The 17,002-nt window shown below is 28.2% G+C and carries 15 protein-coding genes, 1 tRNA gene and 1 pseudogene; 4 read left to right on the forward strand and 13 right to left on the reverse strand.

Annotated elements, in window-relative coordinates; translation table 11 throughout:
* Positions 1 to 193 precede the first annotated feature (193 nt).
* The 8 genes from BN358_RS27505 to BN358_RS09555 all read right to left on the reverse strand — a co-directional run bounded on the left by BN358_RS27505 (position 194) and on the right by BN358_RS09555 (position 8,397).
* Positions 194 to 1,231, reverse strand: coding sequence for a hypothetical protein (locus tag BN358_RS27505; RefSeq protein WP_019229017.1), 1,038 nt, complete (start codon positions 1,229 to 1,231; stop codon positions 194 to 196).
* Positions 1,228 to 2,196 (reverse strand): ATP-binding protein, encoded by a 969-nt coding sequence (locus BN358_RS27510; protein ID WP_019229018.1) that lies wholly within the window; start codon positions 2,194 to 2,196, stop codon positions 1,228 to 1,230. The genes BN358_RS27505 and BN358_RS27510 overlap by 4 nt, the downstream gene beginning before the upstream one ends.
* A gap of 343 nt (positions 2,197 to 2,539) precedes the next feature.
* On the reverse strand, positions 2,540 to 3,295 hold the full coding sequence (locus BN358_RS09530) for a competence protein CoiA (RefSeq protein WP_019229019.1): 756 nt from the start codon (positions 3,293 to 3,295) through the stop codon (positions 2,540 to 2,542).
* Positions 3,296 to 3,505: 210 nt separating this feature from the next.
* Entirely contained in the window at positions 3,506 to 4,114 is a 609-nt protein-coding gene (locus tag BN358_RS09535) for a recombinase family protein (RefSeq protein WP_019229020.1), read from the reverse strand.
* A 356-nt stretch (positions 4,115 to 4,470) separates the two neighbouring features.
* A complete protein-coding gene (locus BN358_RS09540) occupies positions 4,471 to 5,367 on the reverse strand; it encodes a restriction endonuclease (RefSeq protein WP_019229021.1) in 897 nt (298 codons plus the stop codon).
* Between the two features lies 1 nt (position 5,368).
* Positions 5,369 to 6,502, reverse strand: a complete 1,134-nt coding sequence (locus BN358_RS09545; RefSeq protein ID WP_019229022.1) for a hypothetical protein — start codon at positions 6,500 to 6,502, stop codon at positions 5,369 to 5,371.
* 827 nt (positions 6,503 to 7,329) lie between these two features.
* Positions 7,330 to 7,509: a hypothetical protein gene (locus tag BN358_RS09550; protein WP_019229024.1), complete on the reverse strand. Its 180-nt coding sequence runs from the start codon at positions 7,507 to 7,509 to the stop codon at positions 7,330 to 7,332.
* A gap of 57 nt (positions 7,510 to 7,566) precedes the next feature.
* Complete coding sequence (locus tag BN358_RS09555) at positions 7,567 to 8,397, reverse strand: helix-turn-helix domain-containing protein (protein WP_019229025.1); 831 nt, start codon at positions 8,395 to 8,397, stop codon at positions 7,567 to 7,569.
* A 990-nt stretch (positions 8,398 to 9,387) separates the two neighbouring features.
* On the opposite strand from BN358_RS09555, the pseudogene BN358_RS09560 reads away from it, so the two are divergent.
* A pseudogene (locus BN358_RS09560) lies at positions 9,388 to 9,564 on the forward strand (IMP dehydrogenase); the annotation flags it as partial.
* 66 nt (positions 9,565 to 9,630) lie between these two features.
* On the opposite strand, the gene BN358_RS09565 reads toward BN358_RS09560, so the two are convergent.
* Complete coding sequence (locus BN358_RS09565) at positions 9,631 to 10,020, reverse strand: DUF1292 domain-containing protein (protein WP_019229027.1); 390 nt, start codon at positions 10,018 to 10,020, stop codon at positions 9,631 to 9,633.
* A 169-nt stretch (positions 10,021 to 10,189) separates the two neighbouring features.
* On the opposite strand from BN358_RS09565, the gene BN358_RS09570 reads away from it, so the two are divergent.
* Positions 10,190 to 10,267, forward strand: a tRNA-Pro gene (locus BN358_RS09570).
* A gap of 219 nt (positions 10,268 to 10,486) precedes the next feature.
* Here the strand turns inward: BN358_RS09570 and BN358_RS09575 are convergent.
* On the reverse strand, positions 10,487 to 10,906 hold the full coding sequence (locus tag BN358_RS09575) for a hypothetical protein (RefSeq protein ID WP_019229028.1): 420 nt from the start codon (positions 10,904 to 10,906) through the stop codon (positions 10,487 to 10,489).
* Between the two features lie 176 nt (positions 10,907 to 11,082).
* Positions 11,083 to 12,522 carry a peptidoglycan-binding protein gene (locus BN358_RS09580; protein WP_019229029.1) on the reverse strand — a complete coding sequence of 480 codons (1,440 nt, stop codon included), beginning with the start codon at positions 12,520 to 12,522 and terminating at the stop codon, positions 11,083 to 11,085.
* A 1,206-nt stretch (positions 12,523 to 13,728) separates the two neighbouring features.
* Here BN358_RS09580 and BN358_RS09585 point away from each other — a divergent pair.
* Both BN358_RS09585 and BN358_RS09590 read left to right on the forward strand, forming a co-directional pair.
* Positions 13,729 to 14,937, forward strand: a complete 1,209-nt coding sequence (locus BN358_RS09585) for an EAL and HDOD domain-containing protein (protein ID WP_019229030.1) — start codon at positions 13,729 to 13,731, stop codon at positions 14,935 to 14,937.
* 495 nt (positions 14,938 to 15,432) lie between these two features.
* Positions 15,433 to 16,116: a DUF3298 and DUF4163 domain-containing protein gene (locus BN358_RS09590; RefSeq protein WP_019229031.1), complete on the forward strand. Its 684-nt coding sequence runs from the start codon at positions 15,433 to 15,435 to the stop codon at positions 16,114 to 16,116.
* 138 nt (positions 16,117 to 16,254) lie between these two features.
* Here BN358_RS09590 and BN358_RS09595 read toward each other — a convergent pair whose 3' ends face one another.
* Together BN358_RS09595 and tsaA are read right to left on the reverse strand one after the other, a co-directional pair.
* Positions 16,255 to 16,557, reverse strand: a complete 303-nt coding sequence (locus BN358_RS09595; RefSeq protein ID WP_019229032.1) for a TIGR04076 family protein — start codon at positions 16,555 to 16,557, stop codon at positions 16,255 to 16,257.
* Positions 16,558 to 16,606: 49 nt separating this feature from the next.
* Entirely contained in the window at positions 16,607 to 17,002 is a 396-nt protein-coding gene (gene tsaA / locus BN358_RS09600; RefSeq protein WP_019229033.1) for a tRNA (N6-threonylcarbamoyladenosine(37)-N6)-methyltransferase TrmO, read from the reverse strand.

A 17,002-nucleotide genomic window follows, 5' to 3' on the forward strand; every position in this document is an offset into this window, starting at 1 on the left:
TACCAAAACTTGTAATTAACATATTGACTTAATAAAACACATCTTTGTTAGAGAACAGATGTGTTATGAGTATTACATTAAAGTTTTAAAAAGCAAATACTGTAAAATATCCCCCTATCAAAAAGAGTAGCTAATTGCTACCCTCTATTTGTTCTTAAATGTATATTAGTTTTATATAAATAAATGCAATAATTTAAATCATTAACCCGTTTAAAGCCTCATCAAACCAATTAAATGCAGATTGAAGCATTAACATATCAGAATCAGAAATTGTTTTTGCATGAGCATCAACTCTAAATTTATTTACTATATCTAAAAAAATATCAAATTTATTTTTATCTACAAATATTTTTTCAAATAATGTCCAATTTTTCATAATTACTTTCTTAATATCTAAAAGAAAAAAGTTATTTATTAAAATATCATCAAGTTCTTTGTCTAATAAATTTGTTTTTTTGTTCGTTTCAATTATTTCCAATACTTTCTTTTTCACATTTTTTGTACCATACTGACATGCAATTTGCATTACCATAACTTTTCTTAATTTATCTTCAATTGTATTTCTTCGTAAAGATATGAATTGCCATGTCTCTTCTTTATTAGTTGGTTTATTGTTCTTTTTATGTAATTTTTCAATATATATTGATATTGCATTTATAGTTATATAATAATTCCCTTTTACTTCTTTCAAAATCCCATATCCTAATAAGTGATTAATCTCATTACTACTAAAATCAATTTTACTCTTAAATTCCTCATTTCCATCTATAACAAGTATTTCTAATAAATCGTATTCATTTTTATACCAATTTCTTAAAACACATAAAATTAGTTCAACATAATTTTCTATATCTTTGTCGTATTTCTCTTTTTTTATAGAATAATCATATTTTGAAACCTCACATGGTCTTTCTAATGCAGCATCCTTATTTATTAAACTGCATATATGCCTTATTAAAAACGGATGCCCTCCATAATCTTCAGTTAACTTTGTATATATTTCTTCGTCAAATCGTAATCCCATGTATTTACCAATACTACCAATCATATCGCGTACATCTTTTACACTAAACAACTCTAAATAGGTTGGATTTATCATTCCAAAAATAGGGTTATCAATACTATTTATAATTGGTGTTTCAACACATAATGGATTTACACCTGCAATAAGAAATACAAACCATTTTTGTTCCTTCTGATATAGCGAACGTAATGTTTGCCAAAAATTCAAAAAATCATTACCTTGCTTCCAATGCTCTGTACCTGATGTTGAAAAACTAATATGCTCAATTTCATCGAAAATGATAAGTATTCTTTTTTCCCTAATAAATCGTATATCTTTTTTATATCTTCTTCAAAAGACTTGGCAGCAAGCCTTTCAACATATCTATCATCAACATCCAAAATTTCATATGACAATTCATATTTATTTTTAATTTCTACAACTATATTAGCTAATAATTCATTCCATCTGCTAAAATGTATACTTGGATTTTGACAATCTATATATATTGAAATTCCTCCTCGAATAGCTAATTGTCTTTCTAATGCATATAATACTGATGTTTTACCTATTTTTCGTAATCCAAATAAACCACTCTGTTCCCCAATCATATACTTATCGTATAAATAGTGAATTAATTTATTTCGTCCAAAAAAATAGGCATCTGTTTTCAAAGGAGACTCAAGAGCAAACAAATCTCTATTATAAAAATATTTTCTTAGTTTGGTATATATATAATTCTTATTTAATTTACCTTTTAAAATTTCATCATATGTAAATGGAACTATAATTCTTGAATCTTTGTTTTCACTATTTATACTTCTTATGGCACTTTCAATATCATTATCATTACTAACAATAAAAATACATACCTTATCTAACCTATTATCATATTCTTCTAACGTTTTATCAACAAAATCCATTGTTCTTTTTTGAAATGTTGTATACGGAGAAAATAATAATAACACTTCATTATATAAGTTATACAATTCTCTTAATTCTTGATTAGGTTGTAGAAAATCTATAGTATAGTCTGTAGTTTTAAATTTACCTTGCTTTGAAAATGTTATCCCGAAAAATTTTGAAAGCTCTTGTGCTATTTTTACCTCATTTGGACTACCGCATATTCTTAACCCTTTTTTTATCCCTGTATTAACTCTGTATGAGTTATTCATAGTTACAAATTCGCTCATTCTCGTCCCCCATATGTTCATGACTTATTTTATATCATATAAAATGCAACTTAAATATTTACATATTCTGACAAAATAATTTTACTACTATTCTATTAAAAAGTAAACGATAACATATATTAAACTTCAATATATAACCTCTACATATAACCTCTACATAAAATTTAGAATAGCGTAATATTTGCTACCCTCTATTTGCTCTTATCAATGTACTTTTACTTATTCCATTTATTTCTGAAACTTGCTATAACCTTAACCATTTACAATTAATAAGCTTAAGTCATGTCAATTTGTTTAGGTGTATATTCTTAAGGTCTACATCTTTATTTAGAAAGAAATCATTCTATAATGCTTTCCTTTTTAACTTGTCCATTAACTCTGTAAAATTACTTGGGTAATATGAAGTGCAGAAATGTTTAAAGTTTGTCTCTTGATAATCAGTAGTGCTATTTACCGCCCATGTTACTCTTTCAAAATAACTTTGTTCTCTATCTTCTTCATCATGGCGAACTTCAGAAAATTGGAACATCAGAGTTACATCCTTATCATCAGAATCATAATTAATGAATGTCTTACTTGCATAATTCCAACTGTATTTCCCTCCATTGTCTTTTTTATTATGCCATTCATCACAGAATTTTATTTTTCCGCTTTCATATGCATCTATCATATTAAATATCCAAATCACTTTCTTCCCTAAATGATTATAGAATAAAGTTCGTTCATCAACTTCCTCATTTGAGATTGGACTATTTTGAAATTCTATTGCATAACCATAGCACAATGCATCCGTTCTTCGAATTATCCTTTTACAGTTTTCAGCAAAAAGGCTGTTATCATTTTCGATATCTAATTTCAGAACAACTTCTCTGTTTCTTAATGGAAATTTCATTTGCCAATTTCTATGCCATTCAGACATATCATTATCATAATCGTCACAGTCGCTTTTGTTTTTGTGTGCAAAGTGGGGAATCCTAACATTACCATTTCTAATAATAAGTTCTTCATGACATGAAGGACAAAAATATTTGCCTAATATATTTTTTACAGCAGTATTAATATCAACTAAATGATTGTTATCTTCCAATGCAGAAAACATTTATTTCATCACTTCCTTTGACAAATTCCTAAGTACGTTACCCTTTAAAACATTTTATTAACCTTTTTCATATTAGAGTATTTGCTTTAAAATTATAGCATATATGTAAATTTTTGTATATCTTTTAGAACCACCTATACAATAATGAATATAATATTTATTAGCAAATCCTTAAAACATCCACCTTATGTCAAATAAAAAAGAGAGTATCTAATTGATACCCTCAAATTCCTTAACCCTTCTATAAAATGTATTTTTCTTCATGCCTAACTTTTCCATAGCTTTGACAGCTGTAATCTTATTATCTTTCCATTCCTTATATACCGTTTCAAAGTTATCATTTATTATCTTTTTTCTGCCCTTGTAAATACCTTTATTTTTGGCTATTGCAATTCCTTCTGCCTGTCTTGCTCTAATTTTAATACGTTCCTTTTCTGCCATATAACTTAATAGTTCAAATACAATATTAGATATTAATTTCTTTTCAAGGTCTGTTTTGTTTACTGTATTTAATATTGGTGTATCTAAAACTATAATATCAATCCCTTTGGCTTGAAGTTCTTGCCATTCTGTTTTAATCATATCCATATTTCTACCTAAACGGTCTAATTCCTTTATAACTAATGTATCGCCTGCTCTTAGCAAACTATTCTTTAATGTCAAATATCCGTTTCTATTGAAGTCTTTTCCGCTCTGTTTGTCTTCTATAATATCTCTTTCATTAATTCCATATTCAATCATTGCTTGTCTTTGTCTATCTAAATTTTGCTCTTTTGAACTTACCCTTATGTAGCCATATATTTTATATATAATTGACATTATTTTACCTCCATTCCTTTATACACCAATTATATCACTTCGTTTCAATAAGGTCAACCATATTTATGAAACGTCTTAAAAATAATTATAATACCCATGTGAAACTAATATGATTAGATATTAACCGTTTTTTTAGAGTACACTCTATTGAAACACATTATACTTTCCTTAATCAGACATAAATAACTAAAAAAGTCCGTATAAAATATTTATACGAACTTCTTAGTTTGTGTTTGATATTAAATAGAAATTTTCTTATTGTAAGGTATATTTAAGCCTTAGTTTTCATTAAATGATTTATTTTATTGCTTGCCTATGTTAATCTATCAATTTATATTTAACATGTATATTAGTACTTAAAAACTCGTATCAATTATACACTCACATTTATTAACACATTGACATTCATCGTCTTCTTTATTATTAGATAATTTCAAATAATGTTTCTTAAGAAAATCTATGCTCTTAAGACAATTAATATCTTCTGTATTCATTATGATATTAATCAATGAACTTGAACTTAATAAAATAACACCATACTTCGCTGCAAAAGTTTCAGCACTCGAAGTAAATCCATTATGATTTATAACAATTAATTGCAAAGGCCTAAATCTAATATTCTCATTATTAAATCTATAAAACAAACTATCTCCTATAATATGTCTGATTATTGAAACATCCATTTTGCATTTATGGAACTTTACTTGTGCTAATATCATAAGGTTAGAATAAAAAATATGCTTTATTAATCTACCGTTAAAAGTTACATTTGCTTCTGCTATTATATCTATACCATCATCTCTGCTATGCTTTGTCTCAAATGAATTTATTCCAATATCTTTGAAAAACAAGCAACAGAATTTTTCATAAAAAACACCATCTTTTAAGTCATTATCTAATATATAATTTATCATTTGTATAAACTTCGGAGCATTACCTTTAATAACGTTAATCCCAAAAGTAGTATTATATATCATATAAGCAGGTGGTGAATACAATAAATTAATTTTAGCATTAGCACCATATTGAACTATTAGATTTTGAAGTGTTTTAATAAAATTCGAAAAATTAGATGAGCTTATGTCACATAATTCGTCTATAAAATAATCTTCACTTATATTAATATTTGTATTTAATATTATTTTTGCTGCTGAGTCAAATAAATAGTTGTCAACCTGTTGTCTTACACCTTCATAATTATTTATTACATAGTCAGCAATTTTCATTAAATTTTTGCGGCTTAGATTAGCCATTTTAAACAGCTTCCATTGTATCTAAATATTTTATTAATTGTGAAGCCTTTTTCTTAATTTCAAGCAACTTATCCTTATGTTTTAGTGGCCAATCTTCATTTATAGGATATTGTTTTAATAAATCAACTACATCATTTAACTTATTATTCCATTCAGATTCATTATCTTGTTGAATTTGTTTATTTAAAAATTTAGTTTTCCAATTGCTATAGGAATTATCATCACCATCATTTACTACATCTTTAAATTCAAAAATTAGCTCTTCTATACTTCTTTTGTCATGTATTTCCCTAATAATATCACGTACTTTTTTAGAACTAACTTGCTCTCGTTTTGCACTTTTTATTATATCAGGATACATATACAGTAATTCTTGTTTTAGTAATGTATCATCTTCATCAACATCTTCATACCACTCGAATGTACTTTTACTGTTATCCCAACCAAAGGTCTTTCTAATTGCTTCATTTTGTTCAAATACCTCTAAAAATTTCCAATCCTCTTTCTCAATATTCGATGCGTTTTCTATTATTTCTTTATAAAATATATATCTATAAACAAAACTCTTAACTTCTCCAAATTTTATGCCTATTTCCATACCAATATCTTTAAATATTTGTTGATTTGATTTTGTTGGTTCAAGTTGTCTCTTATCTTCATATAATCTATAGATATGCTTAGCTTTTGGCAGCAAACCCCAATCTTTTACAACCATAACATTTGCAATACCTTGTAATCTTCTTATTTCACGTTCAAAATCATCTTGTGTTTCATTTTCTTCTTTTACGACCTCTATTACAGGAATCGGTATACTTCGATTAAATTTATTATCCATCTTTTCGTCTTTTAGACATGCTAAACGAGTATTACCTTCAACTACAGCATACTTATATTTTTCAATATTTCCCAAATTACTTCTATCACTATATGCATAGCTTGTCAGTTTTCTTACCACAATTTTATTTACCCACGTTATTCCTGTCAGCATACTATTTAACAAATTCTTTGTCTCATGGTCTTCCATTAATTTTCCTTGAATAATTTCTTGTTGAGAAGATAGCGAAACACTAAATCTTGGATTAGATGGGTCTAACATAATTTCATCAATAGTTAATTTTATATCTTTTAATATCATTTTTTACTCCGATAAACTTTTTTATATTACTATTATTAATTTTTTTCTGCAGATTTTTATTATACGATATCGTTAATCACAATTTGAAATTATAATCAATTTTACTAAAAGCGCTTTTCAAGCATGATTATACACATTACTCAATGTTCTGTCAATGTAAATTTTCGTTTATTTATTAAGGTGTTTTGATTTTTTTAAATTATAATTCAATTTATATTATTCGTATTTTTATACTTTTAATTTAATTTATATGTTTATAAATTTTATATTTACAATTACATTTATTGAATTATCAATTAATTTTTAAATTATTAATATTATTAAGAACTACTACTTTTCATAAAACACCCTTAATTTTTTAACTAAACCAAAATTTTTTAATTTAATTTTAAAATAAAAATCTTTGCTACCCTATGTTTGCTCTTCTCTTATTAATGCGCTTTTCTTCTTTATTACTAATACCCTTACAATACCTCTCACTTTTTCAATTTCGGCATCAAGTAACGACACTGATTCATATATTGACAACATTATAGTTCACAGACAGTATCTATACTCAAAAGTTATGACACTTATAATTTTTAGGAGTTATATAACATTAGAAATCTATCGTCGTTAATCGTCAAAAAATAACATATAATTGATTGCATAAGTCATCAATTATATGTCATTTTAATATTACATCGTCAATTTAGGTAAACATTACAAAGCCATCGGAGTCTCATCTTTACAACTATCTATAATTCATTGATTGACTTAATCCTAATCTTTATGCTTTGGTGGTTGACATCCAATGCTTGCAATAGATTTGAAACCGTTCCAATAAATTAAAATTTATTACTGTTTATACCCCTTAATATTTCATCGATTTGAAGTTTCATTATTTTTACTTTATTCAGTTCTCTTTCGTTGTTTAATAGTATTTGAGAATTAGTCATTAGTAACTGCTCAACTAATAATTTGCAATTTGTTAAACTTAATTCCATTTGACTGATTGTATCTTTCATTATTTCCTCCTGTTTTTTGCAATAAAAAAAGCCAACCACTTTTAGTTGCCTTACTTGTTAAAACCAATTACCTATATCATATTTATTTTGACTTTCTGATTTTGGTATGCTAAATCCAATTTGTATTATACTATGTTCATCTTTATTATTTTTACTATTTTCAATTTTCTCTGCTCTTTGGCTTTTGTGTTCTTCATATTTGAATTTAATATCTTCTAATTCCGAAACAACTTCCTCATAGTTTTCATTTATACGTTCTAAGAGTTTAATTCTACCTACTTTATTTGGATAATAAACATTATTATCATTTTTCCTAATACCTTTATCATATGTTCCATACGATACATCAAATATTCCTAATTCATTTAATATAAATATATATTGTAAAATAGTATTCTTGCTAAACCCTGTCTTTTCCTCCAATGTTTTAATTGTAGGATACCCACTTTTGTTAGTTCCTATATAGCTTTCTATCATGCAAAATAACGCAAACCCTTTAGCGCCTAATAATTTATAAAACGCAAAATTATTTGGATAGAATGTAGTAAAACTATCATCTTTCAAATCTGTTTCTATTAAAAACTTTAATTCTTTACTCGTGCTAACATTATCTTCTATATCATTGCAGAGTATTAAGCCTTCTTCTTTCAGCAAATTTAAAACCCTAACAATTTCTTTCTTATCTCTTCCTTGAAGATTTAAGGCGTCTAATATTTCTCTAATGGCAATCCAAGTTAAGCCTTCTCCATTTTGCCTTCTTGCTAAAAGAAAATATATCGCTAAACCCTTTTCACCCAATTCTTTAAACTTACTGATTACACCACTTCTTTCCCAACCTTTAAGCACTTTATTGCTTAAACTAATTGTACTTTGTTTTCTTCTTGACATTGAAACTCTCCTTAAAATATTTATTTAAATTTTATATGCTTTGCAGGTTTATTTCACTGAAAGTGAAGAAACCCTTATATAATATGTTATAGACTATATATGTTATAGATTATACAGTTCAGTTTCGATACATTTCTATATCTGTCATGCACCTGTAACTAATAAAAACGATACATTTTTATATCTAAATTGAACCATCCATAAAATAAAACTGATATATTTTTATATCATTTTTGCACCTGCCTTTCTGTTGTCATTGAATTATAAGTATTAATTTTAAGATACAAACCTATTATAAATACTTAGTTTGTTCTAAATTTTAAATATATTAACACCGTTTTTTCATTAATCTACCAACCACCTTATTATTAAATATTTATAAACATACAAAAAAGGCGTTAAGCAAACGCCCTACTAAATTTCTTAAAGATACTAATTTTTGCAACTGATAATCAAAGTTATATAAATCAAGTTCTCCTAATTTTGCCTGAATTTAGCCATATCAGCAATAAAGAATTGCTGATTCAAGGTCTAAAATTTATTCTACCCTACATAATTATTATACCATACTTTCCCTTATTTGTCAAGTATTTTTTGTAATTTTATACATTATTTTTTATTATAGTCAAGTTATTAAATTTATATAGACTTCTATAAAACCTATTCTTTTCAATTGTTTTTTCAATATTAAATCTTTTTTTGCAAAAGGGTTTCTATCATTTTTATTTATAAAACTATCATATGAACATTTTAATTTTAACATCAATTAGTTTTTTCTTATTTAATCTTGTCTACCATATAGAGGTTATCCAAATAATGTATTTGAAATGCCAAAGGAAGATGAACTTGGCTAGTATTTTTAAACTATGCTACAAAAGAGTTATTGCATATTTTTCGCTCATATGTTAAAATTACCTAAATGTAATTGTGGATTGAAATATAAAAAAACTGCCGATTGTTTTTTAAAATCGATTATAAAAAGTGTTCAAATTTAACGGAAAACTTGATGATGGTCTTGGAAGCACACTTCACAAAATCAAATCAACATTCTGCAACTGCGGCGCAAAAACAATTAAAGATATTCAGAAAGACGGAAGACTTTGTCTTGTATCTTCAACAAGTATTTCAGAAGGCGGAGCTCACGACGTAATTCTTAAAAACCAATAAAATATAACCGGCTAAAAAGCCGGTTTTTTTATGCAAAAAACAAAACCCGCATTGGCGGGTTTTATATTATTTATCTTCGTCTTCTTCTTCGTCGTCAAGTAATTCATCAATTTCAGCTTCATCAAGAATTTCATCAAAAGCTTTTGTAACTTGCTCATATTCATCGTCAGATTCTATGCTCAATAATTCAAAGCTTCCGTCTTCATATTCTTCAAAGCCGTACAGGAACACTTCTCCGTCTTCCTGATTTTCCAAAGGCAGCAATGCTATGTAGTCTTTGTCTTCTACTGGGAAAATGGCAATTATTGCACATTCAACTTCTGTTCCGTCTTCAAGCGTAATTGTCATTATTTCTTCGTCGTGGTCTCCGCAACCGCATCCGCATCCTTCATCGCCACAATCGCATCCTTCATCATCAGAGCAGTTGCAGCCAAATAAATCTTTATCTTCACTCATTTTTTGTACATCCTTATATAATATTTTATCCAACATACATGGATATTTAAACTTTAACAGAATACAATTTAAAAAGCAACATTAAATTTAAATTCTTATTCACTTTTAAAAATTTTGTTCAATAACACTTTACAGAATTGTCAAAATAGGTTATAATCTCATATGTATTCGGGATGTAGCGCAGCTTGGTTAGCGTACAAGTCTGGGGGACTTGGGGTCGGAAGTTCGAATCTTCTCATCCCGACCATTGAATTTACTGGGATTTAGCATTGGCTAAATCCTTTTTTTACGGATTTGACAATAGCTTTTGTGATAAATATATTTTAAAATGCTGCGATATTTGAATGATAAACTTACTTAATTAAAAGAATAAATATCAGAAAATATATATTCTTTTGCTTTACTCCATAAAATTGAATATGATAGAATCTTTTAGCAAAAGTATATAAAATCTAATTAGATAAAATTAATGTTCATGAATGGTTCCTTTTTTTGGTTGAAAAATAAATTTAAATCTTTCTTCTCCATTGATCCTTGGGGTTAAGCCCACCTCATATGAAGTGGCCATATTAGGCCATATTTGAATATAGTAAATATAAGCGTTATAATATCCTTCGTCAGAAACGTTCGCAGAATAAAATTCATTACTATCCATTAACTCATTTAATACTGGTAATTCTATATGGACTATACCATTATTATCTGTGTATAATTCTGCTATTACTATACCTTCTGCACTTTCATTATATTGACCTGTATAAGAAATTTTAGCAATACTAACAAAAGCTTTTGATATAGGTCTATTTCTATTATCTAATACTCTAATGTCTAATATACCTGTTTCACTTGCATTTAATCTATTATATGAACGAATTGAGTACAACATTATATCATTTCCTTTCTTAAAACTTATACTTTAATATATGCAGTAGAGTGATGGAGTTTATTTATAAAGAACTTATCATTATGTAATATGTCTTTAGCTGTCGTTTTGCTTTATCTTAATTTTGCACTTAAATAATTCACGTTTTATGACCTTAGTCATTTTTATTTGTTAAATTTTTATAATGTCGGTTGAAGCCCACCATATCTCTGTTGCATATAGACTCTTGATAATTCATTCCACGTAGCTTCATCTATCACTCCTGTCGTCTCTAATCCAAACATTTGTTGAAAAGCTATTACTGCTCTTTCTGTTTCTTCTCCAAATATGCCATCTTCGCTTATATAGGAGATTGATGGAATAGCCAACGATATATAAGATAACATTTCTTGTGCTATCAATATGCCGGGGCTTTCTCTACCCTCACCTTTTCTGTAAGGTAAACCTGGAAACCTTAAATAGGGAATATATACTTCTTTTGGAGGCAATGTGGTGAATATTCCAAGTGCAGCCCTAATCAAAAGGTTTAATGTATCTTCATCTGCAATACCCGTTGTTGGCAGACCCATAACTTTTTGAAATTCAATGACAGCAACCCTGGTTTGTTCATCAAATATTCCTGTTATCGCAACACTTGGTACAGATTGGTAGTAAACTGACATAACACTTAGCAGATATTGTAACAGATCAACGCCAGGCCTTATGTCTCCTTTTAAAAAAGCATCTTTTGATATTTCGATTATTTGTTCATATATCGAACCTTCTACTACTAATTCGGATAACTTGGAAACCGCTGCATAAATTTGTCTTATTTTATAAAATGTAGCTTTATCTATTATTCCTGTTACAGGCAAATTAAAGATTCTTTGGAACTCTCTGACTGTATTTTCTGTAGATTCCCCATAGTAACCATTTGCAGGAATTATTTGTGGGATGGCAGGAAAATTCATTGCTATCCTGTTTAACCCTAATTGTTGTCTCAATATAATAATGCTTGAATCGCCAGGCGTAAGCGGCTCTCCGGGATATGTCAAACCTACACCTCCAACGGGTGCATTTTCAACTAAAGAAATATCATCTCCAAAATAATATTTTAAAATATCCATGGGAGTATAACCTTGCTCAGCTAAATCTACACTTCCCCACTGATACAATCCATTGCAATAAGTCACCTTTCCATCACAAAATGTTGTAAAAAGAGGTATTACTTGACCATCTCTGATAACATAATCATTGAATATTTCATTAACAATTCTATCAACACTTTCATATATACCCCTGCCTTTAACAAACGCCTGATCAAATTGTGTTGTATTTGTAATGTCAAATTCATATCCTCTCGACCTGTACCATTCTAAGATATACCTGTTTAATGCAACAGAAACTATAGCATGTATATTTGCTCTTAATGCGTTTTCAGGCCAGGTAGGATATAGTTCTGAAGATGCTACGTTTTTAATGTAATCAATAAATGGTACGGTTACATTTTCAGCAACTTCATCAGGGCGACCTAAATGCACCGTTATATATTCAGGAATAGTTACAAATTCTGCGGGAATTCCTGGTATGTTTATAATTAAGTCTTCATTGTTTTGATAATTATTATTTAATGAAAACATTTATATCTCCTTAAACATTTAATTAATCTATAGGGCTTGAAGGAATAGTAATTACTTTTTCCGGGATATGGTCTGTTTCACCTGGAATAATGGGATGCATGATAATTTTGTTAAATATATTTTTAGATCGGCATAATTTATGTTTATAATTGTTTGTTCTCTTTATAAAATTATTATTAATCATACAAAGACTACTGCTTCTAAATTTACCTTTTTTCTATTATATGTACCTTTATAAAACATTGGCACCTGTTGATAGTGCTTTAAGTTAAATTATATAAAATTCCAACAATGAGATTTAATAATTTTGCTTCATATTCGTTTTGTTCATTAACAGTTTGCACAATGCAATCTAGATAAAGCCGATTGTTTATATCATAAAGTTGTTTCTTAAAAAATTACATAAAAAAGAACAGAGTTTTTGATATACTCTGTTCTTTTATGTCATTATCTTAAATTAATGACATTAACCTCGCACTTAATTTTTATTTTAGTACAATAGCCTCTTCTTAATAGTTAGAATTAACTATTAGCTTGTTAGGTGTGCCTCTAACATAACTGCCAATGTTGAACCCGTAACAAATGCATTATAAGACGCATCATATATTTTTGAATCTTGAGTTACAGTAGTATTAACAGATGTATTATCAACGTTAGCCATAACTTCAAGAATTACAGTCTTAGTTTCAGCAGGAGCTGTTATATTAATTATTGTGAAACCATCTACTCTGAATGTATCTTTGCATAGAATTTTCTACAAAAATTATAGAATAGGAAAATATATAGACAAATTACAAAACCAATAACATCATGACTGAGTTCAGTAACCATAGTCCTCCAATTCTATTTAATTTCTGAAGATGTTACACCAATGCTAATATTATAACTTGTTTAATGATATCGTTTTCTAACACTATATCACTAATTATTTATATGTACAATATTTTTATCATAATAGATTCTTCAGCACTTTAAATTCGCGGCAAAACAAATAAAGATAAAGTGGGTTTGCACCAGAATTATCAACTATAGCTAAAAGCTTAACATTTCATGTAAATTATTATATTAAATTGGAAAAAATTATGTTATAATGATAAAAAAGTTATCTTAGTTGCTAGATGTTAAAGTAATGCAATTTTTTATATTTGACAATTAATTAAACATAGTTAGTGTCAAATTAAAACTAAAGATTGGAAGGATTTATAAATGGATGTTTATGTAGCTCGTCAGCCTATATTTGATAACAATATGAATGTAATAGGATATGAATTACTTTATCGCGGAAGTATAAACAATTTTAATGAACGAACTGATGACAATAAGACAACAGCTGAATTAATCAGTAATGCCTTTTTAACTATGGATATTCACGAACTAACTGATGAAACAAAAGCTTTTATAAATTTTTCTGAGAAACTTCTCACAGAAGAAATTCCTTTGTTATTACCAGCTGACTCAGTAGTTGTGGAAGTATTAGAAAATGTTGAAATTAACGAAAATGTAATCCAAGCATGTAAAAAATTGCGAGAAAAGGGTTATACTATAGCTCTTGGTGATTTTGTCATCAACAAAGAATCATATTTGCCTCTCATGGAAATTGCACATATAGTTAAAATCGAGTTTTCCGCTGTAAATTACTTAAAACAACGTCAATTAATAAAACAATATAAAAATAAAATCAAGTTTATAGCAGATAAGGTTGAAACAAGAGAAGAATATCAATTAGCTGTTGATATGGGATACGATTATTTCCAAGGTTATTTTTTCAGCAAGCCTGTAATCATGAAAGGTAAAGAAATAGACAGCTTAAATATAAACTTGATTAAAATTATGAGTTTATTAAACAATAATGAACCGGATTATCAGCAAATTACTGAGATTATTGAATCAGATTTAGGCTTATCTTATAGATTGTTAAAGCTAGCCAATTCTGCTTTCTTTGGATCAAGAAATAAAATACTGTCTATAAAACAAGCATTGGTTCAATTAGGTATACTTGAAATCAGAAAATGGATTTATGTAATGATGCTCAAGGATATACAGATTGTAGAAAATAAAGAACTGATAAAAACCTGTTTTATCAGAGCAAAATTCATGGAGCTACTGGCAACAGAGACAGGAATTGATGATAAGAGATTGGATTATTTTATGACCGGAATGTTTTCCTCCATTGATGTTTTGTTAAACAAAGACATGAATATAATTGTAGATGAGATAAGCTTGACCGATGATGTCAAAGATGCATTGCTTGGTGCAGACAACGAGATAAGGAATGTACTGAACATGGTTATTAACTTTGAATTATTAAAATGGAATAGTTTTGGTGTTAATAAAAAAGCTTTAGGAATAACTCAGGAAAAGTTTATGAGTTTGTATACAAAAGCTCTTATGTGGGTAAGAAAATTAAGTTATTAAAAATTGATAAAATTTACAAGGGTAGAACCTAGAAACAGGATCTACCCTTGTTTGTTTTATATTCAGAAAACCACATTCATTAATCACTAAGTATATCCCGATAATAAGGTTCTTCATAATTTTAAATCATCTATTACTTCACCAACTATTAATATTTCCTGCCATTTACACTTTGAGATTGCTTTGATAGCCACCTCACATTTCTGATTAAGTTATATTTATTGAGTCATACATGAAACTATCTCCGCCACCAATGGAATAGGATGGATAAAAAGTAAATAAGGTGCCAGTAGTATGTTAATTGGCGAACTTTTTCCAACAGTATTTGAGTTTAACCAAAATCCATGCTGTGTGAAGATTCCATAACATGGATTTTTGTTCAATAAAAACGAATCAGGCAAAACATGATAATTAATGAAATTTGCTTTTTTCCTGCACATTTATTAATAGTACACTTTTTTATTAATAACATAATATAATGCAGGAGGGATGTAAATGAAAAAACCATATTGTACTGCAATCATTGAAATGAATGAATTAAAAAGAAACTTTAGATACAACAACATTGTAGTTCTAACGCTTACTATTAAATATCCATTGATAAATATACCTCATAACGAGTCAGCTGAAGATAATATTAACAACATGATAACCATGCAGATTAGAGAATATTATAATTATGTTTCAAGAACACTGTACAATAATGCAATTGAATATTATCATGATTCTCAAACTAACAATTTTCCATTTCATGTTAATGAAGCAATTATGGAATACAACATAACATATAATGATAACTGCTTCTTAAGCCTCTATAAAGATAAATATGAATTTACAGGCGGAGCCCACGGAAGCACAATAAGAAGCTCTGATACGTGGGAAACATGCCAAGGGACTTATATTCCAATGTATTGCTATTTTTACAGAGGAACAAATTACATGAATTTATTAATAAACGAAATAACAAAACAAGCGGAACAAAATTTAAATCAAAATCCAGGTATTTATTTTGAAGATTATAAAAATTTAATAATAGAAAACTTTAACCCAGAAAGCTATTTTTTAACTCCTTACGGCATGAACATATATTATCAGCAATATGACATAGCACCATATTCTACAGGCATTGTAGAATTTACAATACCATATGAGATTATAGGCTGGTATCCGTCTTGTTAAAATGAATAACTCAAAACAAAAAACAGAGCCTATATAAAATAAAGGCTCTGCTTTTACCATAGCCTGGTATCGATCCGTATGTCATTATCAGATCTAATAATTGCAATAGTATTTTTCTCTATAAATTGATTAATACGGTTAATCCAGTGTTTCAATCAAAAAACTCACAGGACGGAAACCGTCATTACAAGAAATCATTGCTGACTTTTTATTTTTCATCCAACCTTCGTAGATGTCTTCTCCGCCGTGGGCAAGTGTCATAACAAACGCAGACATGCTTTCCCATGCACTGTCGCACAATCCTTCAGGCTTTTGCCACCCATTAGCAACAAATACTTGCCCAATCTCCATATCGCAGGCGTGCTGTATGGGATTTTCATACTTGTCTATCAAATCTTGATAAATTGTTTGTTTCATCACTGTTATTTTCACATTTTTCATATTGATTTCTCCTAATCTTTTCTTACAACGCAAGCAATAGTCCATTGTTTTATATGGAATTCAAATCCTCAATATATGGTTTAATGTCTAAAACTGGAGTGCCATCCAGCATATCTACACCAAGAAATTCTAATTTGCTATTTTCTATATTAATTATCTTCACAACAGACATTCCTATGCCATTAGGCCTATGAGGCGATCTTGTTGAATAAATACCGGCATTATTGCGTTTTTTAGAAATCAAATGCTGATATTCCGATTTGTGAAAATAAAATAAAACAACTATATATGACCCTATTTCAATATCCTTTATTCCATCCTTAAATTCATCCAATATTTCTATTGTGCCTTTTTCTTTCATATTATTAATCGATTGTCTTGGTATATCAGAATCATCATTGTAATTAGTCCTGATATACCCAATTGGTTTCATATTTATTTCCAT

Source organism: Sedimentibacter sp. B4 (assembly GCF_000309315.1).
GTDB classification, from domain to species: domain Bacteria; phylum Bacillota; class Clostridia; order Tissierellales; family Sedimentibacteraceae; genus Sedimentibacter; species Sedimentibacter saalensis.

Coding starts and splice junctions, on each gene's coding strand:
- BN358_RS09595 (WP_019229032.1), bottom strand. CDS start 16,557: ATGAAAAATGTGAAAATAACAGTGATGAAACAAACAATTTATCAAGAT.
- BN358_RS09575 (WP_019229028.1), bottom strand. CDS start 10,906: ATGTTGTACTCAATTCGTTCATATAATAGATTAAATGCAAGTGAAACA.
- BN358_RS09585 (WP_019229030.1), top strand. CDS start 13,729: ATGGATGTTTATGTAGCTCGTCAGCCTATATTTGATAACAATATGAAT.
- BN358_RS09530 (WP_019229019.1), bottom strand. CDS start 3,295: ATGTTTTCTGCATTGGAAGATAACAATCATTTAGTTGATATTAATACT.
- BN358_RS09535 (WP_019229020.1), bottom strand. CDS start 4,114: ATGTCAATTATATATAAAATATATGGCTACATAAGGGTAAGTTCAAAA.
- BN358_RS09580 (WP_019229029.1), bottom strand. CDS start 12,522: ATGTTTTCATTAAATAATAATTATCAAAACAATGAAGACTTAATTATA.
- BN358_RS09540 (WP_019229021.1), bottom strand. CDS start 5,367: ATGGCTAATCTAAGCCGCAAAAATTTAATGAAAATTGCTGACTATGTA.
- BN358_RS09545 (WP_019229022.1), bottom strand. CDS start 6,502: ATGATATTAAAAGATATAAAATTAACTATTGATGAAATTATGTTAGAC.
- BN358_RS27510 (WP_019229018.1), bottom strand. CDS start 2,196: ATGAGCGAATTTGTAACTATGAATAACTCATACAGAGTTAATACAGGG.
- BN358_RS09555 (WP_019229025.1), bottom strand. CDS start 8,397: ATGTCAAGAAGAAAACAAAGTACAATTAGTTTAAGCAATAAAGTGCTT.
- BN358_RS09565 (WP_019229027.1), bottom strand. CDS start 10,020: ATGAGTGAAGATAAAGATTTATTTGGCTGCAACTGCTCTGATGATGAA.
- BN358_RS09590 (WP_019229031.1), top strand. CDS start 15,433: ATGAAAAAACCATATTGTACTGCAATCATTGAAATGAATGAATTAAAA.
- BN358_RS09550 (WP_019229024.1), bottom strand. CDS start 7,509: ATGAAAGATACAATCAGTCAAATGGAATTAAGTTTAACAAATTGCAAA.
- tsaA (WP_019229033.1), bottom strand. CDS start 17,002: ATGGAAATAAATATGAAACCAATTGGGTATATCAGGACTAATTACAAT.